Source organism: Marichromatium sp. AB31 (assembly GCF_003718685.1).
GTDB lineage: Bacteria > Pseudomonadota > Gammaproteobacteria > Chromatiales > Chromatiaceae > Marichromatium > Marichromatium gracile.
Genome location: NZ_RHFI01000003.1, coordinates 46426 through 71335, shown reverse-complemented (window position 1 = coordinate 71335; position 24910 = coordinate 46426). Strand labels below are relative to the sequence as shown.

Genomic DNA, 24910 nt, shown 5'->3' with positions numbered 1-24910 from the left:
CAAGCGCGTGCCGCACCATCCATGACCCGGTCACACCAGGCCAGGACGCATCATCACCCGGACGCACAAGCACGCGTCCCGAGTCGCGGGAATGCCCGCGCTCGTCCAGCCTCCAGGAGTCCTCGATGAGCGACCACCACGACATCCTCGAACGCGCACTCGCCTCCGGCGACAAGGACGCGATCACCAGCGCCTATCGCGAGTGGGCGGCCAACTACGACGCCGATCTCACCGGCAAGATGGACTATGTCGCCCCGGCGATCGCCGGGGGATTGCTGATGGAACACCTCGACGACCCGAGCGCCGAGGTGCTCGACGCCGGTTGCGGCACCGGACTCGCTGGCGCTTGCCTCCATCGGGCGGGCTACCGCCTACTCGACGGTCTCGACTACTCGGTCGACATGCTCGAACAGGCCCGCGCCAAGGGCATCTATCGCAGCCTCGACCAGGGCGACCTGACCAGCCGCCTGGCAATCGCCGACGACCGCTACGATGCCGTGCTCTGTGTCGGCACCTTCACCTGTGGCCATGTCGGTCCGCAGGCGCTGCACGAGCTGATTCGCATCATCCGCCCCGGCGGTCACATCTGCTTCACCGTGCGCGACCGCGCCTGGGCAGAGGACGACTACGCCCGCGAGATCGCCGCGATCACCGACGCCGGGCGGTGGCAGGAGATCGAGACCCGCACCACCGACTATATCCGCGAGGAGGGCTCGCAGGGTCAGGTCTGTCTCTACCGCGTCGCCTGATCGCCCTCAGTCGCCGGCCAGCTCGCGCGCCAGCGCGCCGAGCCGGCGCAGCGCCCGTTCCACCGCCGGGGTCCAGGGCACCGCGGCATTGAGCCGCAGACAGTCGCGATACTTGCCGCTGGCCGAGAACATCGGCCCCGGGGCGATGCTGATCCCCTCGCGATGGGCGCGCGCGTGCAGCGCCATGCTGTCGATCCCCGCCGGCAGCTGCAGCCACAGCAGGAAACCGCCGCTCGGTCGCGTCACCCGGGTGCCGGGCGGGAAGTGACGCTCGACGGCATGACGCATCCGCCCCACCGCCAGCGCAAACCCCGCGCTGACCTCGCGCAGATGACGCAGATAGGCACCGCTGGCGAGCAGCTCGGCGAGGGCGAGCTGGAGCACCGAAGGTGCGGCCAGGTTGGTGGCGTACTTGAGGAATTCGATGCGCTCGAACTCGACGCCCGGCGCGACCCAGCCCACCCGCATCCCCGGCGACAGGGTCTTGGAGAAGGAGCCGCAGTAGATCACCCGCCCCTCCCGGTCATAACACTTGGCGGTGTCCGGGCGCACACCCGAAAAGGCCAGATCGCCGTAGATGTCGTCCTCGATCAGCGCCACCCCATGAGCCGCCAGCAGCTCGCTCAGGGCACGCTTGCGCGCGCTCGAGAGCACCGCGCCGAGCGGGTTGCTGAAGTTGGTGGTGACGATACAGGCGGCCACCGACCACTGCTCCAGGGCGAAACCGAGCGCCTCCAGGCTGATGCCCTGGGCCGGATCGGTGGGGATCTCCAGCGCTTGCAGCCCGAGCGCATCGAGCGCCTGCAGCAGCCCGTAGTAGGTCGGTGACTCCACCGCCACCACGTCGCCGGGACGGGTGAGCGCGCGCAACGCCAGGGTCACCGCCTCCAGACAACCGCTGGTGATCAGCAACGCGTCCGGGTGCAAGGGGGTACCGTGTGCGCTCAGGTGGCGGGCGACCTGGCGACGCAATGCCTCGAGTCCGGGCGGGAAGGCGCAGTCGATCGCCGCGTCGGGATAGCGCCGGTAGGCGCTGGCCACCGCCCGCGCCAGCGCCTTGCGCGGCAACAGTCGGGGATCGGGCACCGCCGCGCCGAGCTGGACGAAGGCCGGGTCGTTGGCCGCCTGCAGCAGCCGCAACACCATGTCCTGCCCGCGCACCGGCGCCGGTGCCGGGGGTGGCGTCGAGATCGCCGGCTGGGCCGAGCGGGTCGGCGCCTGCACGTAATAGCCCGAACGTGCCCGCGCCCGCACCCGCCCCTGCGCCTCGAGCCGGTGCAGCGCCTCGAGCACGGTGCCGATACTCACCTCGAACTCGCGTGCCAGCCGGCGTACCCCGGGCAGCCGCTCGCCCGGACGGTAGAGCCCGTCGCGCATCCGCGCCTCCAGCGCGGCGGCGATCTCGGCATAGCGATAGGATGTCGACATAACAGGTACAGTTTCCCGACAACCGACCGGTACAGATGGCGCGAGAGCGACAACTGTATCGGTCATTTTCCTTGGATTTGTCTCTGTGCCCGCCGCAGCGTGCCGCCTAGCCTAATGACTCGCAAGCTTAGGCAGGAGGAACACGGGATGTCGACATCGAAGGGACGACAGGCGTTAGGATGGTTCGCAGCGCTCGCGGCACTGCTCGCCATCGTCGCGCTGGGCACGGAGATCGGCCCGCCAGTGGCCGGGGAGGCAAGCCCCACGTGCCGCGCCTGTCCCTGAGCGGTGTCCGGCGGGCGATGGCGCCGCCGGAACGGTGGCTCAGTCGAGCTCCTCGAGACACTGCGCCAGCGAGTCGCGCCAGTGCGGCATCGCCAGCCCGAAGGTGCGCTCGAAGTGACCGTTGTCGAGCACCGAGTAGGCCGGACGCGGCGCCGGCGCGGGATACTCCGAGGAGGGGATCGGGGTGAGGTTGCAGCCCTCGCCACAGGCCTCGAGGATGGCGCAGGCGAAGCCGTACCAGCTCACCTCGCCGCCGCCGGTGAGGTGATAGAGACCGCCGACCTCGTCGAGGTCGAGCTCGCCGCGCAGCACCCGGTAGAGCACCTGGGCGGTCATCTCGGCGAGCATCCGGCTCCAGGTCGGCGAACCGATCTGGTCGTCGACCACGCGCAGCTCGTCGCGCTCGGCGAACAGCCGGCGCATGGTCAGCAGGAAGTTCGCGCCGCGCGCGCCATAGACCCAGCTGGTGCGGAACACCAGGGCGCGGGCGCCGGCGTCGAGCAAGGCGCGCTCGCCGGCGAGCTTGGTCTCACCGTAGACGTTGAGCGGATCGGGCTGGTCATCCTCGGTGTAGGGACGCCCGAGGGTGCCGGAGAAGACGAAGTCGGTCGAGTAGTGCACCACCGGGACGGCGCGCTTGGCGAGCAGCACGCCGAGTTCACCGACGGCATCGGCGTTGATCCGCTGGGCGCTGTCGCGGTCCTGTTCGGCGCGATCGACCGCGGTGTAGGCCGCGGCGTTGATCACCGCGTCGGGACGCGCCTCGTCGACCAGCCGCGCCAGCGACTTCGGATCCATCAGATCGATGCTCGGCCCGTATTCGCCCTCGAGCGAGGCGGCCACCACCTCGCCCAGCCCGGCGAGGGTGCGCCGCAGCTCCCAGCCGACCTGGCCGTTGGCGCCGATCAGCAGCAGGCGTGGACGCTCGGGGGTCTGGTGTTTGTGACTCATGCGTAATCCTCGTAGCCGGGGAGACGATCCGCCGGGATATCGGCCAGACAGCGCGCCGCGCCGTCCTTCTGCGACAGCGACGGCGCGCCCTCGAGCGGCCATTCGATACCGATCGCGGGGTCGTCCCAACGGACGCTGAACTCGGTCTCGGGACTGTAGTAGTCGGTGTTCTTGTAGACGAACAGGGCATGCTCGCCGGTCACCACGAAGCCGTGGGCGAAGCCCGGCGGCACCCAGAACTGGCGCTTGTTCTCGCCCGAGAGGGTCACCCCGGTCCAGCGGCCGAAGTGCGGCGAGCCACGGCGGATGTCGACGGCGACGTCGAACACCTCGCCCTCGAGCACCTGTACCAGCTTGCCCTGAGCGTGCGGGTGCTGCACGTGCAGGCCGCGCAGCACGCCGTGGGTCGAATAGGACTGGTTGTCCTGCACCAGCGGCGGGATGCCGAATTCGGCATAGCGGTTGGCGCGATAGGTCTCCAGGAAGTAGCCGCGCGCATCCCCGAACACCTTGGGTTCGAGGATCAGCACGCCCGGCAGTTCGGTCTCGATCACCTGCATCATTGCACCCGTTTCAGCAGTCCCAACAGATACTCGCCATAGCCGCTCTTGCGCAGCGCCTCGCCGGTGGCGCGCAGGGCCGCGGCGTCGATCCAGCCGTTGAAGTAGGCGACCTCCTCCGGACAGCAGATCTTCAACCCCTGGCGCTTCTCGATGGTCTCGATGTACTGCCCGGCCTGCATCAGCGACTCGTGGGTGCCGGTGTCGAGCCAGGCGGTACCGCGACCGATGCGATCGAGATAAAGCTCGCCGTGTTCGAGATAGCGCGAGTTGAGATCAGTGATCTCGAGCTCGCCGCGCGCCGAGGGACGCAGCGTGCGCGCCAGCTCGCAGACCTTGCCGTCGTAGAAATAGATCCCGGTCACCGCCCAGTTGGATTTGGGGGCGGTGGGTTTCTCCTCCAGCCCGATCACCCGGCCATCGCCGTCGAACTCGGCCACGCCGTAGCGCTCGGGATCGGAGACGTAGTAGCCGAACACCGTCGCCCCCGACTCGCGGGCGCTCGCCGCCTTGAGCTGATTGACCAGACCGTGACCGTAGAAGATGTTGTCGCCGAGGATCAGGCAGCTGGGGTCGCCGGCGATGAACTCCTCGCCGATCAGGAAGGCCTGCGCCAGTCCGTCCGGGCTCGGCTGCTCGGCGTAGGAGAGCTTGATGCCCCACTGACTGCCGTCGTCGAGCAGCGCGCGAAAGTGCGGCAGATCGCGCGGGGTGGAGATGATCAGGATGTCGCGAATCCCCGCCAGCATCAGCGTCGCCAGCGGGTAGTAGATCATCGGCTTGTCGTAGACCGGCAACAATTGCTTGCTGAGGGTCCGGGTGAGCGGATAGAGACGGGTGCCGGATCCGCCGGCGAGGATGATTCCCTTTCTGTTCATGCGTCGCTCCTCAGTTGTCGGCACCACCGAGACGCTCGCCGCGATAGCTGCCGTCGGTCACCCGCGCGCACCACTCGGGGTGGCCGAGATACCACTCGAGGGTGCGCCGCAGCCCGCTCTCGAAGGTCTCCTGCGGCGTCCAACCGAGCTCGCGCCGGAGCTTGGAGGCGTCGATCGCATAGCGACGGTCGTGACCGGGGCGGTCCTTGACGAAGGTCTTGAGCGCGGCGTGGGGGCGGTGCGGGGCGTCGGGCAGCAGCTCGTCGAGCAGCGCGCAGAGGGTATCGACCACCTCCAGGTTGGTGCGCTCGCTGTTGCCGCCGACGTTGTAGACCTCGCCCGGGGTACCGGCCTCGAGCACCCGCCAGATCGCCCGGCAGTGGTCCTCGACGAACAGCCAGTCGCGCACGTTGCCGCCGTCGCCGTAGATCGGCAGCGACTCGCCGCGGCTGGCCTTGAGGATCATCAGCGGGATCAGTTTCTCGGGGAACTGATAGGGCCCGTAGTTGTTCGAGCAGTTGGTGGTGAGCACCGGCAGGCCGTAGGTGTGGAACCAGGCGCGTACCAGGTGATCGGAGCCGGCCTTGCTCGCCGAGTAGGGCGAGTTGGGGGCATAGGGCGTGGTCTCGGTGAAGGCCCCGGTGGGGCCGAGCGAACCATAGACCTCGTCGGTGGAGACATGGAGGAAGCGGAAGCCCTCCGGCTCGCCGCGCTCGGCCCAGTAGGCGCGCGCGCTCTCGAGCAGATTGAAGGTGCCGACCAGGTTGGTCTGCACGAAGTCGCCGGGGCCGTCGATCGAGCGATCGACATGGCTCTCGGCGGCGAAGTTGACCACCGCGTCGACCTGATGCTCGCGCAGCAACCGCGAGACCAGCTCGCGGTCGCCGATGTCGCCCTGCACGAAATGATGACGCGGCTCGTCCCCGAGGTCGGCGAGCGAGTCGAGGTTGCCGGCATAGGTCAGCAGATCGAGGTTGACCACCCGGACATCGGACTGGGCGAGCGCGAGGCGCACGAAGTTGCTACCGATGAAACCGGCACCACCGGTGACGAGCAGGGTCTGCATGGATCTCTCCTTGAGGTTCGGATCAGAACGGGATGTCGTCGTCGAAGTCCGCCCCGCCGCCGAACCCGCCCGAGGGTGCGCCACCCGAGGGTGCGCCGCCGCTGCCACCGCCGGCATAGCCGCCACCGGAGTAGCCACCGCCCTGGGGCGCGGTCTGAGGCCCCCCCTGGCGGGCGCCGCCCTGGGGCGCGCCGCGCGGCGGCTCGTCGTCGAAGGGCGCGGAGCTGCCGTAGCCGCTGCCACCGCCGGCGCGACCATCGAGCATCTGCATGGTCCCGCTGATGTCGACCACCACCTCGGTGGTATAGCGGTCCTGGCCGTCCTGGCCCTGCCACTTGCGGGTACGCAGCTTGCCCTCGATATAGACCTTCGAGCCCTTGCGCAGATACTGCTTGGCGACCTCGGCGACCTTGCCGAAGATGGCCACGTTGTGCCATTCGGTGCGCTCGCGGGTCTCGCCGGTGGCGCGGTCGCGCCAGCTCTCGCTGGTGGCCAGACGCAGGTTGGCCACGGCGTCGCCGCTGGGCATGTAGCGGATCTCGGGGTCGGCCCCGAGGTTGCCGATCAGGATCACCTTGTTGACACCACGTGTCGCCATCTCTTCCTCCCGCCTGACGCGGCGCGCCGGGCGTGTTGCATTCGTTTCGAGTGATACAGGAGAATCGACGCGCGCCCGTCCCCGGGCGGCGCCGATCCGATATTCGGTTCGTCTCCGTCGTCACCGCCGCGGGCGATGACCCTGCGGGGCCTGCGCGGGGTCGGATCTCAGGCGCCGGCCGAAAGGGTCTGCAATCTTGCCCAATCGAGTCGACGACTGTCCACCTTCAGGTAGGCCACGCCCTCGTCGAGCGCCACCACCGCCTCGCGCACCCCGGGCTCGGCGAGCAGCCGGCGCTCCAGCGCCGCCGCATCCCCCGCCCCCGGCGCCAGCGTCAGCACCCGCCGCCCCAGGTCCTCGGGCATGCGCATCCCCGCCACCAGCGCGACCCAGGCCAGCGACACCAGCACACCGACCAAATAGACGGCATCCGGGCCGAAGCGCTCGTGTGCCCAGCCGCCGAGCACGCCACCGAGGAAGGCGCCGACGAACTGGGCGCTGGAGAACACCCCCATGGCGGTGCCCTTGGCACCGGCACGCGCGCTCTTCGAGACCAGCGAGGGCAGCACCGCCTCGAGCAGGTTGAAGATGGTGAAGACCACCACCAGCAGCGCGCCGAGCACCCACAGCGACTGCCCGAACAGGGCGAAGCCGAGCATCGCCGCGCCGAGCGCGATCACCGAGCCGAGCAGCACCCCGCGCGCCTGACCACGGCGCTCGGCGAGGACGATGAAGGGCACCATCGCCGGGATCGCCAGCAGCACCACCGGCAGGTACAGCTGCCAGTGCGAGGCCGCCTCCAGCCCCGCCGCCTCGACCGAGAGCGGCAGCACCACGAACAGGCTGACCATGGTCAGGTGCAGCATGAAGATCGCCAGATCGAGCCGCAGCAGGGTCGGGTTGGCGAGCACCCCGCGCAGCTGATCGAGCGCCGGCTGGGCGTCGCGATGGAGCTGCGAGCGCTCGGGATCGGGCACCAGGGTGTAGAGCAACACCATCCCCGCCACCGCCAGCACCGCGGTGAGCCAGAAGATGCCCGAGACCCCGATCCAGCGCGCCAGCACCGGGCCGAGCACCAGCGCCGCGGCGAAGGACAGCGCCACGCTGATGCCGATGGCGGCCATGCCCTTGGTGCGCACCTCCTCGCGGGTGAGATCGGCGGTCAGCGCGATGATCGCCGCGGCGATCGCACCGCTGCCCTGCAGCACCCGACCGACGATCACCCAGTGGATGCTGTCGGCCAGCGCCGCCACCACGCTGCCCACGGCGAACAGCAGCAGCCCGCCGAGGATCACCGGCTTGCGCCCGATGCGATCGGAGAGCAGCCCGAGCGGGATCTGCAGCAGCGCCTGGGTCAACCCGTAGGCGCCGATCGCCAGCCCGATCAGCAGCGGGGTGGCGCCACTGAGTTCGTGCGCATAGAGCGCGAACACCGGCAGGATCATGAACAGACCCAGCATCCGGGTGGAGAAGATGGCGGCGAGTCCGGCGGCGGCGCGCCGTTCGGTGGGTGAGAGGGGCGGGCTCGGTATCTCTGTCTGGCTCACGGCCGCTGGCCTTTGCTTCTGGTACGCGAAGCTTCGCATAATAGCAGTTTGCCCCGGGCCGGCGCAGGCCGGACCATCGGCGCGACGGCGATCGCGTCGCCCGCCATCGACATCGAGACCTCTGCGGCCAGCCCATGGACACCATCCGCATCCGCGGCGCACGCACCCACAACCTCAAGGGGATCGACCTCGATCTGCCGCGCGAGCGGCTGATCGTCTTCACCGGGCTATCGGGCTCGGGCAAGTCCTCGCTCGCCTTCGACACCCTCTACGCCGAGGGTCAGCGGCGCTATGTCGAGTCGCTCTCGGCCTATGCCCGGCAATTCCTCTCGGTGATGGACAAGCCCGACGTCGACCACATCGAGGGGCTCTCGCCGGCGATCTCGATCGAGCAGAAGACCACCTCGCACAACCCGCGCTCGACCGTCGGCACCATCACCGAGATCTACGACTATCTGCGCCTGCTCTTCGCCCGCGCCGGCGAGCCGCGCTGCCCCACCCACGGCGTGGCGCTCGCCGCCCAGACGGTCAGCCAGATGGTCGATCAGGTGCTCGCCCGCCCCGAGGGCGAGCGGCTGATGCTGCTCGCCCCGGTGGTGCGCAACCGCAAGGGCGACCACCAGCGCCTGCTCGGCGAGCTGCACGCCCAGGGCTTCGTGCGCGCGCTGATCGACGGTGCCATCCACGAGCTCGACGCACTGCCGGCGCTCGATGCCAAGCGCCGACACGACATCGCCCTGGTGGTCGATCGCTTCCGCGTGCGCGCCGACCTCGCCAGCCGTCTGGCCGAGTCCTTCGAGACCGCGCTGGCGCTCACCGAGGGCGTCGCCAGCCTCGTCGCCCTCGACGCGCCCAATCAGCCGTTGCTCACCTTCTCGGCCAACTTCGCCTGCCCGCACTGCGGCTACAGCATCACCGAGCTCGAACCCCGCGCCTTCTCCTTCAACAACCCCGCCGGCGCCTGCCCGGAGTGCGACGGTCTCGGCATCGAGCAGTTCTTCGACCCCGACAAGGTCGTGATCCACCCCGAGCTGAGCCTCGCCGGCGGCGCGGTGCGCGGCTGGGACCGGCGCAACGCCTATTACTTCGGGCTGATCCGCGCGCTCGGCGCGCACTACGGGTTCGACGTCGAGACCCCCTGGCGCGAGCTGCCCGAGACGGTGCGCGAGCGGGTGCTGTTCGGCAGCGGCGAGGAGCGCATTCGCGTACGCCTGCCCAACGAGCGCGGCCCGGGGCGCGAGCGCCCCTTCGAGGGGGTGATCCGCAACATGGAGCGGCGCTACCGCGAGACCGAGTCGAACACCGTGCGCGAGGAGCTGGCGCGCTATCTCTCCCACCAGCCCTGCCCCGCCTGTCAGGGCTCGCGACTCAACCAGGCGGCGCGTCACGTCTTCCTCGGCGAGCACAACCTGCCGGCGCTGACCGCGCTGCCGGTGGGCGAGTCGCTGCGCTTCTTCGAAGGGCTCAGGCTCGCCGGCGCACGCGGCGAGATCGGCGCCAAGGTGATCGACGAGATCGCCACCCGGCTGCGCTTCCTGGTCGATGTCGGACTCGACTACCTCACCCTCGAGCGCAGCGCCGACACCCTCTCCGGCGGCGAGGCCCAGCGCATCCGCCTGGCCAGCCAGATCGGCGCCGGGCTGGTCGGGGTGCTCTACATCCTCGACGAGCCCTCGATCGGGCTGCACCAGCGCGACAACGCCCGGCTGCTGCGCACCCTCACCCATCTGCGCGACCTCGGCAACACCGTGATCGTGGTCGAACACGACGAGGACGCGATCCGCGCCGCCGACCAGGTCGTCGACCTCGGCCCCGGCGCCGGCACCCACGGCGGTCGGGTGATCGCCCAGGGCAGCGCCGCGGAGATCGCCGATGATCCCGCCTCGCTCACCGGACGCTATCTCAGCGGCGCCGAGCGCATCGCCATCCCGACACAGCGCCACCCCCCCGACCCCGAGCGCCAGCTGCGCATCCTCGGCGCGCGCGGCAACAACCTGCGCGCGGTCGACGTCGCCATCCCGGTCGGCACCCTGTGCTGCATCACCGGGGTGTCGGGCTCGGGCAAGTCGACGCTGATCAACGACACCCTCTACCCGGTCGCCGCGCGTCACTTCAACGGCGCCAGCCTGCGCCCGCGCCCGCACGGCGCGATCGAGGGGCTGGAGCACTTCGACAAGGTCATCGACATCGACCAGAGCCCGATCGGGCGCACCCCGCGCTCCAACCCCGCGACCTACACCGGGCTGTTCAACATGGTGCGCGAGCTGTTCGCCAGCGTCCCCGAGGCGCGTGCCCGGGGCTATGGCCCGGGGCGCTTCAGCTTCAACGTCAAGGGCGGACGCTGCGAGGCGTGCAAGGGCGACGGGCTGATCCGCGTCGAGATGCACTTCCTCCCCGACGTGTATGTCCAGTGCGACACCTGCCAGGGCCGACGCTACAACCGCGAGACCCTGGAGATCCGCTACAAGGGCAAGCGCATCGACGAGGTGCTCGACCTCACCATCGCCGAGGCGCTGGAGTTCTTCGCCGCCATCCCGCTGATCCAGCGCCGGTTGCAGACCCTGGTCGACGTCGGCCTCGCCTATGTCCGGCTCGGCCAGAGCGCCACCACCCTCTCCGGCGGCGAGGCGCAGCGCGTCAAGCTCAGTCGCGAGCTGGCCAAACGCGGCAGCGGGCGCACCCTCTACATCCTCGACGAGCCGACCACCGGGCTGCACTTCCACGACGTGCGCCAGCTGCTCGAGGTGCTCCACCGGCTGCGCGACCAGGGCAACACCGTGGTGGTGATCGAGCACAACCTCGACGTCATCAAGACCGCCGACTGGATCATCGACCTCGGCCCCGAGGGCGGCGACAAGGGCGGCGAGATCGTCGCCACCGGCACCCCCGAGGCGATCGCCGCCGAACCGCGCTCGCACACCGGGCGCTTCCTCGCCCCGCTGCTCGCGCGCGGCTGGTAGCCGAGACCCGCTTCACACGACGCCGGCACACCGAGGCCGGCGAGGAGTCCATTCCCAGGTGCAAGAGACACCCCTGCAGATCCTCAACCGCGTCTTCGGCTACGAGCGCTTCCGCGGCGATCAGGCCGAGATCATCGACCGCCTGCTCGACGGCGACGATGCGCTGGTACTGATGCCCACCGGCGGCGGCAAGTCGCTGTGCTATCAGATCCCGGCGCTGCTGCGCCCCGGCACCGCCATCGTGGTCTCGCCGCTGATCGCGTTGATGCAGGATCAGGTCGACGCGATGCGCCAGCTCGGCGTCGCCGCCGCCTATCTCAACTCATCCCTCGACCCGGAGGCGGCGCAGGGCGTCGAGGAGGCGCTGCGCGCGGGCACCCTGGATCTGCTCTACGTCGCCCCCGAGCGGCTGCTCACCGAGCGCTTCCTCGCTCTGCTCGGCGAGGCGCGCATCGCGCTCTTCGCCATCGACGAGGCGCACTGCGTCTCGCAGTGGGGGCACGACTTCCGCCCCGAGTACATCCAGCTCGGGCTGCTCCACACGCGCTGGCCCGAGGTGCCCCGCATCGCCCTCACCGCCACCGCCGATGCGCCCACCCGCGCCGAGATCGTCTCGCGCCTGGGGCTGGAGCAGGCACACCAGTTCGTCTCCAGCTTCGATCGCCCGAACATCCGCTACCGGGTGGTGGAGAAGGCCAACCCGCGCCAGCAGCTGCTCGACTTCCTCCGCCGCGAACACCCCCAGGACGCCGGCATCGTCTACTGTCTGTCGCGCAAGCGCGTCGAGGAGACCGCCGCCTTCCTCGCCGCCGAGGGCTTCACCGCCCTGCCCTATCACGCCGGGCTCGCCGCCGAGCAGCGCCGCGCCCATCAGGCCCGCTTCCTGCGCGAAGAGGGGGTGGTGATGGTCGCCACCATCGCCTTCGGCATGGGCATCGACAAGCCCGACGTGCGCTTCGTCGCCCATCTTGACCTGCCCAAGAGCCTCGAGTCCTACTACCAGGAGACCGGCCGCGCCGGGCGCGACGGCCTGCCCGCCGACGCCTGGATGACCTACGGCATCGGCGACCTGGTCACCCTCAGACGGATCATCGAGGACTCCGAGGCCGACGAACGCTTCAAGCGCATCGAGCGCCAGAAGCTCGACGGCATGCTCGGCTACTGCGAGACCATCGCCTGTCGCCGTCAGGTGCTGCTCGAGTACTTCGGCGAGCACCTCGCCGAGCCCTGCGGCAACTGCGACACCTGTCTCGAGCCGGTCGACACCTGGGACGGCACCGAGGCCGCGCGCAAGGCGCTCTCGTGCATCTATCGCACCGGCCAGCGCTTCGGCAGCGCCTATCTCACCGACGTGCTGCTCGGCAAGGACAACGAGCGCATCCGCCGCTTCGGTCACGACCGGGTGAGTACCCACGGCATCGGCCAGGAACTCGGCGCCACGCAGTGGCGCTCGGTCTATCGCCAGCTGGTCGCCGCCGGGCTGGTCGAGGTCGACCACCAGGGCCACGGCGCGCTGCGCCTCACCGAGCGCAGCCGTCCGCTGCTGCGCGGCGAGGCCCGCATCGAGCTGCGCCGCGACCCCGAGCCGCGCCGCGCCCAGCGCGCCCGCCAAGGCGCCGTCGAGACCGCGCCGCGCGACGCCGAGGCCCAGGCGCTGTGGGAGGCGCTGCGCGGCCATCGTCGCGAACTGGCCCAGGCCAACAACGTCCCGGCCTATGTGATCTTCAACGACCTCACCCTGCAGGAGCTGCTCGCCCACCGCCCGCGCGATCTCGACGAACTCGCACGCATCAGCGGGTTCGGCGAGGCCAAGCTCGAACGCTTCGGCGCCGGACTGCTCGCCGTGCTCGGGGCCCATGCCGCCGAACACGGCCGCCCCGAGGGCACCGCTGCGCCGCCACCGCGCGCCACGCCCCGGCCCCGCGCACCGCGCGGGCTCGGCGACAGCGAGCGCGAGACCCTGACGCTGGCGCGCACCGGCGCCGATGTTGCCACCATCGCCGCGCGCCGCGGTCTCAAGCCGCGCACCATCCACGGTCATCTCGCCCGCGCGGTGGCCGCCGGCGAGCTCGACGCGGCCACCGCCACCGGGCTCGACGCCGCCAGCCTGAAGCGCATCGAGACGGCCTTTGCCGCGCTGCCCGAGAACGCCATCAGCCCGCTGCGCGCGCTCCACGAGGCCCTCGGCGGTGAGTTCGACTACGGCGTGCTGCAGTGCGTGCGCGCCGCCCTGGAGCGTGATTGATCCGATGTCCCGACTGATCCTGCTCAACAAGCCCTATGGCGTGCTCTGCCAGTTCTCCGGCGAGGGCCCAACCCTCAGCGACCACGTCCCGCTGCCCGGCGTCTATCCCGCCGGGCGGCTCGACAAGGACAGCGAGGGGCTGCTGCTGCTCACCGACGACGGCCAGCTCCAGCACCGCATCAGCCACCCCCGACACAAGGCCTGGAAGACCTACTGGGTGCAGGTCGAGGGCACCCCGGAGGCCGCACAACTCGACGCACTCGCCGCCGGCGTCACCCTCAAGGACGGCCCGACCCGTCCGGCACGGGTGCGCGCCATCGCCGAGCCCGCGCTGTGGCCGCGCGAGCCGCCGGTGCGCTTTCGCAAGTCGGTGCCCACCGCCTGGATCGAGATCGCCATCCACGAGGGCCGCAACCGCCAGGTGCGGCGCATGACCGCCGCCGTCGGGCTGCCCACCCTGCGTCTGGTGCGCATGGCCATCGGCCAGTGGCGGCTCGACGGTCTCGAGCCCGGATGCTTTCGCGTGCTCGACCTGCCGGCCACAGGCCGTCGCTCGAATGCGCGTCGCAGGACCGCAAGGCGTCCCCGCTGAGCCAACCGACGCCATCACAATCCCCGACACGGATGCATGCGACCCGCCGCGGTATTGCGTAAACGCAATAAATCGACGCATCTCCCAGGATACCCACCCCGATCGTCATACACTGGGCGCCCAGGGCGCTGCCGAAGCGGCCCGCGCCCTGCTCAACCAAGGCCCAGGTCTCCAGCGTCCCGCCGCGGAGACCGGGGTCGACAGCTGCATACCGGATGCGAAGACCGGGGCCCGTGCGCCCCTGCCCGGCACGCTCTCAGGAAGGAGACGACCGCCGCATCTGGCCGAAGTCAGGACATCAAGTGTTTCCGGCACAAGGAGAACGCCTTCATGGACAGGCTCCATCACCATCTCCCGGCGCTCGCCCTCGGCGACCCGCTGCACCATCTCAACATCGGCCTCACCCCGATCTGCGACCCGCGCCCGAGCGCACCCGACCATCTCACCCTGAGCGCCGCGATCAAGACCGGTCAGGCGCACCTGCAGACGCACGATGCCCGCGCCCAATCGCCAGGGGCGAGACTCGACAACCAGAGCACGCGTCCGCTGCTGCTGCTCGAGGGCGAGTCGCTCAGCGGCGCAGCGCGGGATCAGGTCCTCGATCACAGCCTGCTGGTACCGCCACGCAGCACCATCGGGCTCGCCCTCTCGCCGCTCGGACGGTCATCCGCCCAGCAACCGGGCAACCGCCCCCGATCCTCCGGCCAGCTGCTGTTCGCCAGCGCGCGCGCGCGCAGCGCAGCGCGGCTCAGCACCCGACTGTTCGGCGAGCCCCCCTATCCGGGACGGCCGCAGGAGCTGTGGGAAGAGGTTGCGCACAAGCGCGCGCGCATGGACTGTGACGATCCGGCGCGCCCCGGCCTGGAGGCGCTCTACGACGAGTATGCGGAGTTCATCGCGCAATACGTCGCGGCCCTGCCGCCGCGACCCGACCAGATCGGCGCCATCCTCGCCATCAATGGTCGGGTCTGCGGCTTCGAGCTCTTCGCCCATCCGGCCATCCTCCATGAGCTGCTGCCGCGGATCATCGCCAGCTATGCGCTCGATGCCATCGAGTGCCTGAACTTCACCCTCCGGCGTCCCCGGACGGAGAACCCCGGCACCCTGCTCGACGCCCTGAGCAGCGCCCCGGTGATGTCCCTGCCGCTCGGCGCCGACAGCGAACTGCTGCGTCTGGCCGCGCCGGGGCTGAGCGGCGGCGCACTGATCGCCGAGGGACGACTGCTGCACCTGCACGCCTATCGCAGCCCCTTCCCCGCTCAGCCCGAGGAGCCTCCGAGCGCACCACCACAGCTCAACGGCTGAGGGACGGCGACGAGCTTCCAGCCGCCAGCCGCCAGCAACCAGTGGGAGCCCGACCCCACCGTCGCCGTCAGAGACACGCGCTGACCGGCGGCTGGTCGCTGAAGGCTGGCGGCTGACTTCCCCGTCGCCTTGTCGCAAACCCCGCAAAGACGTCGAGTGTCCTACAGCACAGTGCAGCGGCCGCGACGATTACGCTTTCGATTCATGTGGTTAGGATACGGCACACTCCGTGCTTCCCACTCTCCTGCAAGAGGATCTCGCCAGGAGTGACCGATGAAGCAGAGAGAGATCGCCGCGCTGCTCGACGCGCCGGCCTGCGCGCACAACCACAAGAGCAAGTCGGGATGCGCGCGACCCAAGCCGGGAGCGACCGCCGCCGACCTGCTGGTCGGCTGGACCGAGCTGCTCGTCGGGGTCGGCGCCGAGACCATGACCGCGGTCGCCCCGGGCAATGTCCCGGTGCTCGTCCGCGCCCGGTGCGCCGAGATCCGCACCGGCGATCTCGAGGACCTCGGACGACAGGCCGGGACCGCGCGTCGAACTGCTGGTGACCAAGGCCCACGGCGCGCAGAGCGCCGCACGGCTCGGCATCGCGCTGTTGCGCAACGGCTTCCCGCAATCCGATCGGCTCGACGGTTGCCACCGCACCTAGATCGGCGACCGGTGGACTCGCGACACCCGCTTCGAACTCGCCAACCTGGCGCTCGAACGCGAGCGCGGCGAGCTCCATCCCTATCGCTCGCGCCTCAAGCAGTGGTCCGAGCACGAACGCACGGCGGCCTGGCCGGGAGGCGCGGATGCAACGACGACTGAGGCTGCTCGAGAGCGCCACCGCAACGACCGAGCACCCGCTGCGCGTGGCCTTCGCCAGCAGCGATCGCGCGCGGATCGACCAGCACTTCGGCGCCGCCCGGGCCTTCACCATCCACGGCGTCGACCGCACCAGCCACCGGCTGCTGGAGGTCATCGAGTTCAAGACGGGCGTGCTCGACGGCAACGAGGACAAGCTCGGCGAGCGCATCGCCGCGCTCGAGGGCTGTCTCGCCGTCTATTGCGAGGCGATCGGCGCCTCGGCGGTCAGGCAGCTCCGTGCCGTCGGCGTCCAGCCGGTCAAGGTCCCGCACGGCACCCGGATCCACGCCCAGATCGCCGCCCTGCAGGGCGAGCTGCGCGGGCGGCCCAGCCCCTGGCTGGCGCGCGCGCTCGCCCCGCCCAGGCGCGGTGAAGCGCAACACGCACGCGTCGACCAGATGGAGGCAGAGGAATGGAGCGAATGATCGAGACCGTCGCGGTGGTGACCGCGAGCGCCCCGCCACGCGCCTGGGTCGCGCCCGGCAACGCCAGCGCCTGTTCCGGCTGCGCCCAGTCGGGCTATTGCGCCGGCGCCACGACAGGACGCCGCGGACGCGCCCGGCAGATCGTCATCGACGACCCGCTCGGACTCAGCCCCGGCGAGTCGGTGGTGATCGGCATCCCCGGCGCCGGGCTGCTGCGCGCCGCCACCCTCGCCTATCTGCTGCCGCTGCTGGCGCTGGCCGCGACCGCCTGGGCCGGCACCCGCTTCGCGCTGCCGCTGTGGGCCACGCTCGGCGGCGCGCTGCTGGCACTCGGCGCCGGACTGTGGCTGGCCGAGCGGCTCGGGCGCGACGCGCCACGCCCGGTGGTGCTACGCCGCCTGTCCTGACCCCCCCCCAGATCCCAGCAGGAGAGAACACGATGAGCGACACCCCAGCCGCGCCACTGCCCACCCGAGGGCTGCTCGAGAGCGACTTCATGGTCGAGATGGTGCGCCAGATGCGCGCGCTCGACGCCTATGGCCAGTACGAGCACCTCGCCAACGCCGACCTGCTCGAACCCTTCGTGCTCACCAAGGAGATGCGCCGCGAGATCCCCATCGTCGGCGATCCCGACGAGATCGTGGTCGAGCGGGTCAAGGCCTTCTACAACGCCATCGCGGCGCTGATCGAGGCCGAGTGCGGGCTGATGGCAGTGCCCCTGGTGCATCTCAGTCACGAGGGCTTCGGTCGGGTGTTGATCACCACCGGCAAGCTGGTGGTGCTCGACCGCACCCTGCGCGACGTGCACCGCTTCGGCTTTCCCAGCCTGTCGCGGATGAAGGACGAGGCCGACAAGTATCTCTCCGTCGCCATCGAGCTGATCGGCGAACACCCCAAGGTCGCCGGACTCTGAGCCGCTCTGACACAGACGAGACAGAGACCATGGATCCGCAACACCGTCAGGGGCTCGAGCGCGCCGCGCGCAAGGCCAAGCGCATCGCCAACGAGCGCGCCGCCGAGCTGCACGATCTGGTCGAGGAGCGTCTGCCCGGCGCCTATGCCGAGCTGCCGGCGCTCGCCCAGGCCACCTACGACGCCTGTCTGGCGTGGGCCGAGGCCGACGCCAGACTCAAGGCCGCCGACGGGGCCTGACCCCGTCGCGATCATCGAGGATCAACACGCGACCGGCCCGGCGCCGATCGCGCCAACCGTACCGCGCGGCCGGTCGAGAGCCGCGGATTGGGAGCACTGCACCATGACTGTCATCACCGGTATCACCCGGGGCGGGGTCGAGTGGACACCGTCGTTCGTCATCACCATCGACCAGACCAGCTGCATCGGCTGTGGCCGCTGCTACAAGGTCTGTCCCCGCGAGGTCTTCGAGCTGATCGATCGCGATGAGCTCGATCTCGACGAGATCGAGGACGATGACGACGACTTCGACGACGCGCCCGGCATGGTCATGAATCTCGCCGATGCGCTCGATTGCATCGGCTGCGCCTCCTGCTCGCGGGTCTGTCCCAAGGGCTGTCTCAGCCACCAGCCGAGCCCGGTGGCGGCCTGAGCCCGACGCGGACCCGGCGGGTCCGCGTCCCTCACTCCCGGACTCAGTCGCGCTCGCCCATCGCCACGTAGTCGAGCGACTCGGGTCCGACATAGAGCTGACGCGGACGGGCGATGCGCCCGCCCGCGCCGGCCTGCTCCCACCAGTGGGCGATCCAGCCCGGCAGCCGCCCCATCGCGAACATCACCGTGAACATGTTGGTGGGGATGCCCACCGCGCGGAGGATGATGCCGCTGTAGAAGTCGACGTTGGGATAGAGCTGGCGCTCGACGAAGTAGGGATCCTCGCGCGCGATCTCCTCGAGCCGACGGGCGATGTCGAGCAGCGGATCGCGCCGCCCGAGCTGGGCGAGCAACCGCTCGGCCACCCGGGCGAGGATCTGCGCGCGCGGGTCGAACTGCTTGTAGACCCGGTGACCGAAGCCCATCAGCCGCACCTTGCTGTCGCGGTCCTTGGCCAGACGCACGTACTCCTCGGGGGTGATCCGCCCCTGATGGATCTCCTCGAGCATCTGCAGCACCGCGACATTGGCGCCACCGTGCAGCGGCCCCCACAGCGCGCACACCCCGGCGGCACAGGCGGCGAACAGGTTGGCCTGGCTGGAGCCGACCATGCGCACCGTCGAGGTCGAGCAGTTCTGCTCGTGATCGGCGTGGAGCAGCAGCACCAGGTTGATCGCGTCGCGCACCAGCGGCTCGCAGACGTACTCGGCATAGGGGTCGGAGAACATCATGTGCAGGAAGTTGGGCACATAACGCTGCTCGGGGTGGGGATAGATATAGGGCCGCCCGATGGAGTGCCGATAGGCGTAGGCGGCGATGGTGCGGATACGGCTGATCAGCCCGGCGGCGGCGGCGCGGAAGCGCTGCTCGTCCTCCAGCTCGAACAGCTCGGGGTGGAAGCAGGAGAGCGCGTTGATCATCGCCGAGAGGATCGCCATCGGCGGTGCGGCGCGCGGGAAGCCCTCGAAGTGATGCTTCATGCCCTCGTCGAGGTTGGCGCAGGCGGTCAGTTCGGCGGAGAAGTCGGCATATTCGCGGGCATTGGGCAGATGACCGAAGATCAGCAGCCAGGCGACCTCGACGAAGTTCGGGCTGTGCTCGAACTGTTCGATGGGGATGCCGCGATAGCGCAGGATGCCCCGTTCGCCGTCGATATAGGTGATGGTGCTGCGACAGCTGCCGGTATTGGCATAGCCCGGATCGAGTGCGATCAGCCCGGTGCGGGCGCGCAGCGTCTGGATGTCGAGCGCGCGCTCGCCGGCGCTGCCGGTGACGATGGGCAGTGAGTGGTGCGCGTCACCCAGGATCAGGGTCGCTTGGTCGGACATGGAGAGAGACTCCGAGAAGATACACAGGGACCGGGTGGCGCGCCCCGGAGAGGGCGCGCGCGCTCGGGATCGGAGTCGATGGTGTAGCGCGATCGCGCCCGTCTGGCAAGAGGCCGGATGGCGGGGCGATCGCAGGACCCTTGGGGCGTCGGCCGGCGGCCCGAGGGCCGGCGCCGCGAACAGGCTAGGTCATCACCTTGACGAAGGCCGCCATGTCGCGGGCGCGACCGGCCGCGCCCCGTGCCTTTCAGATCTCGGCGACGAGCTTGTCGTAGAAGCCGAGGAAGTCTTCCGGGGTCGGGCCCTCGCGCCACTCGATCGCCGAGCGCGGGTGCTGGTTGAGCTGACCGGTGAGGTTGTAGGGCAGCGAGGGACCCCAGTCGAGCTCCTTGCGCAGCGGCAACATGTACTTCTGGATCACCTCGACGATCGGACGAACGTCGAACTTGGGATTGCGCAGGAAGCCGAGCAGCAGCTCGGTGTGGCAGTTGCCCGCGCCGCGGCCGAAGCCGTAGATGGTCGAGTCGACGCGGTTACAGCCGAGGATGATCGCCTCGATGGTGTTGGCGAAGGCCAGCTGCAGGTTGTTGTGGGCGTGGATGCCGATCTCCATGCCCTTGCCGGCGAGCGCGTCGGTGTACTTGTGGTAGAGCCGGTCGATCTGCTCGCGGTAGAGGTAGCCGAAGCTGTCGACGATGACCATGGTCGAGGCCGGGGTGTGGGAGACGGCCTCGAGGACCTTGTCGATCTCCTCCTCGGTGATGTTGGAGACCGCCATCAGGTTGGCGGTGGTCTCGTAACCGAGCTCGTGGGCGTGGTGGATCATGTCCACCGCCTCGGAGACCTGGTGGGCATAGAAGGCCACGCGGATCATCGACAGCGGGCTGTCGGCCGCCGGCACCAGGTCCTGCTCCCAGTCGCTCTTGCCGGCATCGGCCATGGCCGCGAGCTTGAGCCCGGTCTTCTCGGCGTCGTGGTCGCCGACGATACGGCGCATGTCGGCCTCGTCGCAGTGACGCCAGGGGCCGAACTTGTCCTTGGGGAAGACCCGCTTCGAGTTCTTGTAGCCGATCTCCATGTAGTCGATCCCGGCATCGATACAGGCGTGATAGACGGCGCTGACGAAGGCATCGTCGAAGCGATGGGCATTCACCAGCCCCCCGTCCCGAACCGTGCAGTCGAGGACCTTGAGTTCAGGCCGGAAGGTGATCCAGGGGGCCTTTTCGGACATCGTTCGTATCTCCGCGAATTCCAATGGTTGACAGATCATTATTGAGCGCCCCGGCCCGCCAATCAAACCGATCTGGCCGAGGGTGGTCGCAGGGGCGGGGCAATCCCGCCGCAACCGATCCGCAACCGTCCCGTCGCGGACGCGCCACGCCACGGTCACTTCCCCAATCTATCCTGACGCGACCTGCGTGAACACGCATTGCGAAAACCCGATCCGGTCCACCCGCCTGGAGCCCACGCTTGAAAACCGCACCGACACTCGCCGACCGCATCGACCAACGGGTCTTCGACGCCATCTATTCGCGCGCCCTGGTCTACAACACCTGCTGGGAGGACCCGGCGGTCGACCGGCTGGCCCTCGAGCTGACCCCGGACGACACCCTGCTGGTGATCACCAGCGCCGGCTGCAACGTGCTCGACTACGCCCTCACCGGGCCGCGACGGATCCACGCGGTGGACGCCAACCCGCGCCAGAACGCACTGCTCGAACTCAAGCTCGCCGGCATCCGCGCACTCGACTTCGACGACTTCTTCGCCGTCTTCGGGCACGGCTACCACCCGGCGTTCCGCGACCTCTACCACGACGCCCTGCGCGAGACCCTTTCGCCCTTCGCCCGCGCCTTCTGGGACCGGCGCGCGGCCTGGTTCGGCAACCCCGACGGCAGCTTCTACTTCCACGGCCTGTCGGGCATCGTCGCGCGGCTGTTCAACGCCTATCTGCGCGCCCGGCCCCGGCTCGCCGACAGCGTGCGCGCGCTGTTCGCCAGCGCCGATCTCGACCATCAGCGCGAGATCTACGACACCCGCGTCCAGCCGCTGTTCTGGACCCCGGCGCTCAACTGGACGCTCTCGCGCCAGCTCACCATGAGCCTGCTCGGCGTCCCCCATCCCCAGCGCAAAGAGGTCCAGGCACAGCATGCCCAGGGCGTCGCCGGCTTCATCCGCGAGGCGCTCGAATACGTGCTGCGCCAGCTGCCGATCGCCGACAACTACTTCTGGTCGGTCTATCTGCGCGGTCGCTACACCCCGGCGTGCTGCCCCGAGTATCTCAAGCGCGACAACTTCGCCGCACTCAAGGCCGGGCTGGTCGAGCGCATCGTGCCGCACACCTGCACCGTCACCGAGTTCCTCCACGCCACGGACGAGTCGATCTCCAGGTACGTGCTGCTCGATCACATGGACTGGATGAGCTCCTACCACCCCGAGGCGCTCGCCGAGGAGTGGCAGGCGATCCTCGACCGCGCCAGCGCCGATGCGCGGATCATCTTCCGCAGCGCCCATGTCGCGCCGCGCTATCTCGAACGGCTCGAACTCGGTCCCGAGCGTACCCGCTTGAGCGAGCGTCTGCGCTTCCACCCCGAGCGCGCCGCCGCGCTCAACCGCCTCGACCGCGTACACACCTACGCCGGCTTCCACATCGCGGACGTGCGCGCATGATCGGCAGCGACGCGCGCATCCTCCTCCACCTGCTGCGCGGCCAGCGTCGCCAGGGCTCGCACGCCGAACGGCTACAGCACTTCTACGCCCCCCAGGCGGCACACTACGACCGCTTCCGCGAGCGCCTGCTGCACGGGCGCGCGCAGTTGATCGCCGCACTCGACCCGACGCCCGGCGCGTATCTGGTCGAGCTCGGCGCCGGCACCGGACGCAACCTGCTCTATCTCGGAGAACGCCTCGACAGCCTCGGCCGGATCGACCTCGTCGACCTCTGCCCGGCGCTGCTCGACGAGGCGCGCCGGCGCACCGCCGGCCTCGCCAGGGTGCGGGTGATCGAGGCCGACGCCGCCGACTATCGTCCCGAGGGGCCGGTCGACTGCGTCTACTGCGCCTACTCGCTGACGATGACGCCCAACTGGCGGGCGGTGCTCGCAAACGCCCTCGCCATGCTCCGCCCCGGCGGCACCCTGGGGGTGGTCGACTTCTACGTCTCCGACGCCCAAGGCGGCCCCGGCAACGCCCGCCACGGCACCCTCGCCCGCGCCTTCTGGCCCCGCTGGTTCGCCCACGACGGCGTCCACCCCAGCCCCGAGCCGCTGCGCTGGCTGCGCGACCACCTCCCCGACCACCAGCTCGACGAACACCTCGCCCCGGTCCCCTACCTCCCCGGCCTGCGCGTGCCCTACTACCGCTTCGTCGGGCGCAAGTCGCTCGCGGACAGCCGTCAAGACTGAACCGCAAAGACACCAAGAACGCAAAGATTTCGAGGGTTGAGTTGTCGCCGGAAGATCGAACCACAAAGCTTCGTAGGTCGGGTTAACCGTCAGTCGACCGCCCGATCGACGAGGCGGTGACATTCGTGGACGGTTACGTTTTGTACGAAAAGTAATGCCTGAGGCATCTGCGGATGCAAGCAAGCGTGAACATTGCCGAGAAACTGGTCGCCAACTTGTCGTAACGGATGGCGATTCGTCGACAGGATTTGAGCCAGCTCTCGGTCGGGACATTGTCCCAGCAGTTGCCGCGCCTTCTCATCGAGCAGCGCATCCCGTAGCGACGTAGGCGCTGCTGGAAGGCGTGGCTGGCGTACTGGCTGCCTCGGCTGGAGTGGTACAGCAGCCCCGGTGGCGAAGGGCGCCGAGCATAGGCCATGTCGAGGGCACTGGTGACCAGCTCGGTATCCATGTACGCCGTCGCTTTTCGCAGGGTCGTGTTCTCTTCGCGAAGCTCGGCAACCTCGGCGCGTAGCCGCGACAGCTCCACCTTCTCGGGCGTTACGCCTTGCCCGCACTCGCTTCCAGCTTCCCCGCCTCGCTGCGCCGCAGCCAGTTGCGCGCTGTCTGCTCCGCCAAGCCCATCTCGCATGCCACCGAGGCGATGTTGTACCCCGACTGCACCCGTTTAACCGCCTGCTCCTTGAACTCCAGCGTGTATACCCGCTTCGGGATCTTCTGCATCGTGCCCTCCAAGATTTGATCGTCAGTCTACGTCAATCCTTGGGGGACGAAATTCGGGGGGAATCTCACCTCGGAGACCTTCACCGCACGGGCAATTCCGGCCAGGGAGATTTTTTCCAGCAGCAACCGATCGATTACGTTTTGTACGAAAAGTAATGCCTGAGGCATCTGCGGATGCAAGCAAGCGTGAACATTGCCGAGAAACTGGTCGCCAACTTGTCGTAACGGGTGGCGATGCGTCGACAGGACTTGAGCCAGCCGAACAGGCGCTCGATGACGTTGCGCTTGCGATAGCTGGGCTTGTTGAGTGTCCGAGGGCAGCCCGGCTTGGGTTTACGCACGCCCTGGCGCTGAGGGATCACCGGACGGATGCCGCGCCGATCGCAATAGCGGCGTAAGTCGTCGGCATCGTAGCCCTTGTCGGCGAGCAGTTGGCGGCAACGGGTACGCGGACGACCTCGATGAGCGCTGGGCAAGCGGACCTGATCGAGGAGCGGTTGGGCATAGCGGATGTCGCTGTGCTGGCCTGGGGAGAGCAGAAAGCTCAAGGGAACGCCTTTGGCATCGCAGAGCAGATGGATCTTGGTCGTCAGGCCGCCGCGACTGCGCCCGAGTGCATGGCTCGGCGGCTCTTGCGGCCCCCTTTTTTCCCGCCGCCAGCGGCAGCGCGCGTGGCACGGATCGAGGTCGAGTCGATCATCCAGGTCTCCAGATCGATCAACCCATCCTCGCGCAACCGGATGTGCAACCGTTCCAGGACCTTGGTGAAGGTGCCGTCGTCACGCCAGTCGCGAAACCGCTGGTAGACCGTCGACCAAGGACCGAAGCGCTCAGGCAGGTCACGCCACGCTGCACCCGAGCACAGCACCCAGAAGATGCCGTTGAGCATCAGGCGGTCGTCCCGGCGGGGCCGACCCGTGCGCTGCGGACGGGAAAACAGATCGGCGATCAGCTCCCAGGCCTCTTCTGGGAGTTCATAACGTCTCGACATCTAGCCTCTTCTCCTGCAAGAACGAGGTCAGTGTAACAAGCAGGGTTTTCGTACAAAACGTAGTTCGAGGGTTTCCTGAGAAACCGGTCCCTTGGCAGGATGGAGAACGAACTGACGACCGCAATCTTGACACTTGTACAACTGCTTGTTCAGCCGGTTGAATCCATTTTTGTTCACATGGTTGGAGTGACACTGCGGACATGTCAGATACATCTCATTCATCCTTAAAGCAAGAGATTCTGATCTTATCGAAACCTATCGGTCAGGGCACTACCCGAGATTTTAATTTCTCCATCAATAGGTAAATAAAGAGTAGCGGCTAGATGTTGAAGCGCCTTTTCTGTGACAGGGTGTCCTGGTTAAGTGCGCCGTTGACTTTAAGATTTTATTAGCGTTAATGAGGTGACGCTGCGGCGGGTTACGTTGACAACTTAAATCTCAATTAGCTGGCCATGCTATT

Annotated in this window: 24 protein-coding genes and 1 pseudogene; 13 read left to right on the top strand and 12 right to left on the bottom strand. The window is 68.7% G+C overall.

Annotation, left to right across the window (positions count from 1 at the left end; translation table 11 throughout):
- Positions 1-125 precede the first annotated feature (125 nt).
- Positions 126-749, top strand: coding sequence for a class I SAM-dependent methyltransferase (locus tag EBL84_RS04090; protein WP_123139654.1), 624 nt, complete (start codon positions 126-128; stop codon positions 747-749).
- Between the two features lie 6 nt (positions 750-755).
- Here the strand turns inward: EBL84_RS04090 and EBL84_RS04085 are convergent, their stop codons facing one another.
- Positions 756-2177, bottom strand: coding sequence for a PLP-dependent aminotransferase family protein (locus tag EBL84_RS04085; RefSeq protein WP_123139653.1), 1422 nt, complete (start codon positions 2175-2177; stop codon positions 756-758).
- A gap of 147 nt (positions 2178-2324) precedes the next feature.
- Between EBL84_RS04085 and EBL84_RS17035 the strand changes: the two genes are divergently transcribed.
- A complete protein-coding gene (locus EBL84_RS17035) occupies positions 2325-2462 on the top strand; it encodes a hypothetical protein (protein WP_190287878.1) in 138 nt (45 codons plus the stop codon).
- Positions 2463-2501: 39 nt separating this feature from the next.
- Here EBL84_RS17035 and rfbD read toward each other — a convergent pair whose 3' ends face one another.
- The 6 genes from rfbD to EBL84_RS04055 form a co-directional block, all read right to left on the bottom strand.
- Positions 2502-3413: a dTDP-4-dehydrorhamnose reductase gene (gene rfbD, locus EBL84_RS04080; protein ID WP_123139652.1), complete on the bottom strand. Its 912-nt coding sequence runs from the start codon at positions 3411-3413 to the stop codon at positions 2502-2504.
- On the bottom strand, positions 3410-3973 hold the full coding sequence (gene rfbC, locus EBL84_RS04075) for a dTDP-4-dehydrorhamnose 3,5-epimerase (RefSeq protein WP_123139762.1): 564 nt from the start codon (positions 3971-3973) through the stop codon (positions 3410-3412). Before rfbC ends, rfbD begins: the two co-directional genes overlap by 4 nt.
- Positions 3973-4851 carry a glucose-1-phosphate thymidylyltransferase RfbA gene (gene rfbA / locus EBL84_RS04070; protein ID WP_123139651.1) on the bottom strand — a complete coding sequence of 293 codons (879 nt, stop codon included), beginning with the start codon at positions 4849-4851 and terminating at the stop codon, positions 3973-3975. Before rfbA ends, rfbC begins: the two co-directional genes overlap by 1 nt.
- Positions 4852-4861: 10 nt before the next feature.
- A complete protein-coding gene (rfbB, locus tag EBL84_RS04065; protein ID WP_123139650.1) occupies positions 4862-5917 on the bottom strand; it encodes a dTDP-glucose 4,6-dehydratase in 1056 nt (351 codons plus the stop codon).
- A gap of 22 nt (positions 5918-5939) precedes the next feature.
- The gene (gene ssb / locus EBL84_RS04060; protein ID WP_123139649.1) at positions 5940-6515 is read right to left on the bottom strand and encodes a single-stranded DNA-binding protein; all 576 of its coding nucleotides are present in this window, start codon (positions 6513-6515) and stop codon (positions 5940-5942) included.
- A 167-nt stretch (positions 6516-6682) separates the two neighbouring features.
- Positions 6683-8101, bottom strand: a complete 1419-nt coding sequence (locus tag EBL84_RS04055) for an MFS transporter (protein WP_123139648.1) — start codon at positions 8099-8101, stop codon at positions 6683-6685.
- Between the two features lie 95 nt (positions 8102-8196).
- On the opposite strand from EBL84_RS04055, the gene uvrA reads away from it, so the two are divergent.
- The 9 genes from uvrA (at position 8197) to fdxB (ending at position 18005) form a co-directional block, all read left to right on the top strand.
- Positions 8197-11022 (top strand): excinuclease ABC subunit UvrA, encoded by a 2826-nt coding sequence (uvrA, locus tag EBL84_RS04050; RefSeq protein WP_123139647.1) that lies wholly within the window; start codon positions 8197-8199, stop codon positions 11020-11022.
- 58 nt (positions 11023-11080) lie between these two features.
- Positions 11081-13267, top strand: a complete 2187-nt coding sequence (recQ, locus tag EBL84_RS04045; protein ID WP_123139646.1) for a DNA helicase RecQ — start codon at positions 11081-11083, stop codon at positions 13265-13267.
- 4 nt (positions 13268-13271) lie between these two features.
- Positions 13272-13859, top strand: coding sequence for a pseudouridine synthase (locus tag EBL84_RS04040; RefSeq protein WP_123139645.1), 588 nt, complete (start codon positions 13272-13274; stop codon positions 13857-13859).
- Positions 13860-14189: 330 nt separating this feature from the next.
- Complete coding sequence (locus tag EBL84_RS04035; protein ID WP_123139644.1) at positions 14190-15164, top strand: ARPP-1 family domain-containing protein; 975 nt, start codon at positions 14190-14192, stop codon at positions 15162-15164.
- A 797-nt stretch (positions 15165-15961) separates the two neighbouring features.
- Positions 15962-16441, top strand: coding sequence for a NifB/NifX family molybdenum-iron cluster-binding protein (locus tag EBL84_RS04025; protein ID WP_123139642.1), 480 nt, complete (start codon positions 15962-15964; stop codon positions 16439-16441).
- Entirely contained in the window at positions 16438-16848 is a 411-nt protein-coding gene (locus EBL84_RS04020) for a SoxR reducing system RseC family protein (RefSeq protein ID WP_190287877.1), read from the top strand. Before EBL84_RS04025 ends, EBL84_RS04020 begins: the two co-directional genes overlap by 4 nt.
- A 32-nt stretch (positions 16849-16880) precedes the next feature.
- Entirely contained in the window at positions 16881-17354 is a 474-nt protein-coding gene (locus EBL84_RS04015; protein WP_123139640.1) for a NifX-associated nitrogen fixation protein, read from the top strand.
- 29 nt (positions 17355-17383) lie between these two features.
- Complete coding sequence (locus tag EBL84_RS04010; RefSeq protein ID WP_062271915.1) at positions 17384-17593, top strand: CCE_0567 family metalloprotein; 210 nt, start codon at positions 17384-17386, stop codon at positions 17591-17593.
- A 103-nt stretch (positions 17594-17696) separates the two neighbouring features.
- Complete coding sequence (gene fdxB, locus EBL84_RS04005) at positions 17697-18005, top strand: ferredoxin III, nif-specific (protein WP_123139639.1); 309 nt, start codon at positions 17697-17699, stop codon at positions 18003-18005.
- A gap of 43 nt (positions 18006-18048) precedes the next feature.
- Here fdxB and EBL84_RS04000 read toward each other — a convergent pair whose 3' ends face one another.
- Positions 18049-19335 (bottom strand): citrate synthase, encoded by a 1287-nt coding sequence (locus EBL84_RS04000; RefSeq protein WP_123139638.1) that lies wholly within the window; start codon positions 19333-19335, stop codon positions 18049-18051.
- Between the two features lie 247 nt (positions 19336-19582).
- The gene (locus EBL84_RS03995; RefSeq protein WP_062271937.1) at positions 19583-20566 is read right to left on the bottom strand and encodes an aldolase catalytic domain-containing protein; all 984 of its coding nucleotides are present in this window, start codon (positions 20564-20566) and stop codon (positions 19583-19585) included.
- 239 nt (positions 20567-20805) lie between these two features.
- On the opposite strand from EBL84_RS03995, the gene EBL84_RS03990 reads away from it, so the two are divergent.
- Positions 20806-22002, top strand: coding sequence for a DUF3419 family protein (locus EBL84_RS03990; protein ID WP_123139637.1), 1197 nt, complete (start codon positions 20806-20808; stop codon positions 22000-22002).
- Positions 21999-22736, top strand: a complete 738-nt coding sequence (locus tag EBL84_RS03985) for a class I SAM-dependent methyltransferase (RefSeq protein ID WP_123139636.1) — start codon at positions 21999-22001, stop codon at positions 22734-22736. The genes EBL84_RS03990 and EBL84_RS03985 overlap by 4 nt, the downstream gene beginning before the upstream one ends.
- Positions 22737-22974: 238 nt before the next feature.
- Here EBL84_RS03985 and EBL84_RS17250 read toward each other — a convergent pair.
- From EBL84_RS17250 to EBL84_RS03970, 3 genes and pseudogenes are all read right to left on the bottom strand, one after another.
- Positions 22975-23187, bottom strand: a pseudogene (locus tag EBL84_RS17250) (DDE-type integrase/transposase/recombinase); the annotation flags it as partial.
- Positions 23188-23276: 89 nt separating this feature from the next.
- Positions 23277-23459, bottom strand: a complete 183-nt coding sequence (locus EBL84_RS03975; protein ID WP_132228879.1) for a transposase — start codon at positions 23457-23459, stop codon at positions 23277-23279.
- 134 nt (positions 23460-23593) lie between these two features.
- A protein-coding gene (locus tag EBL84_RS03970) for an IS5 family transposase (RefSeq protein WP_123139633.1) occupies positions 23594-24450 on the bottom strand; the annotation gives its coding sequence in 2 pieces (ribosomal slippage) (positions 23594-24102 and positions 24102-24450; 858 coding nt in all).
- Positions 24451-24910: the final 460 nt, after the last annotated feature.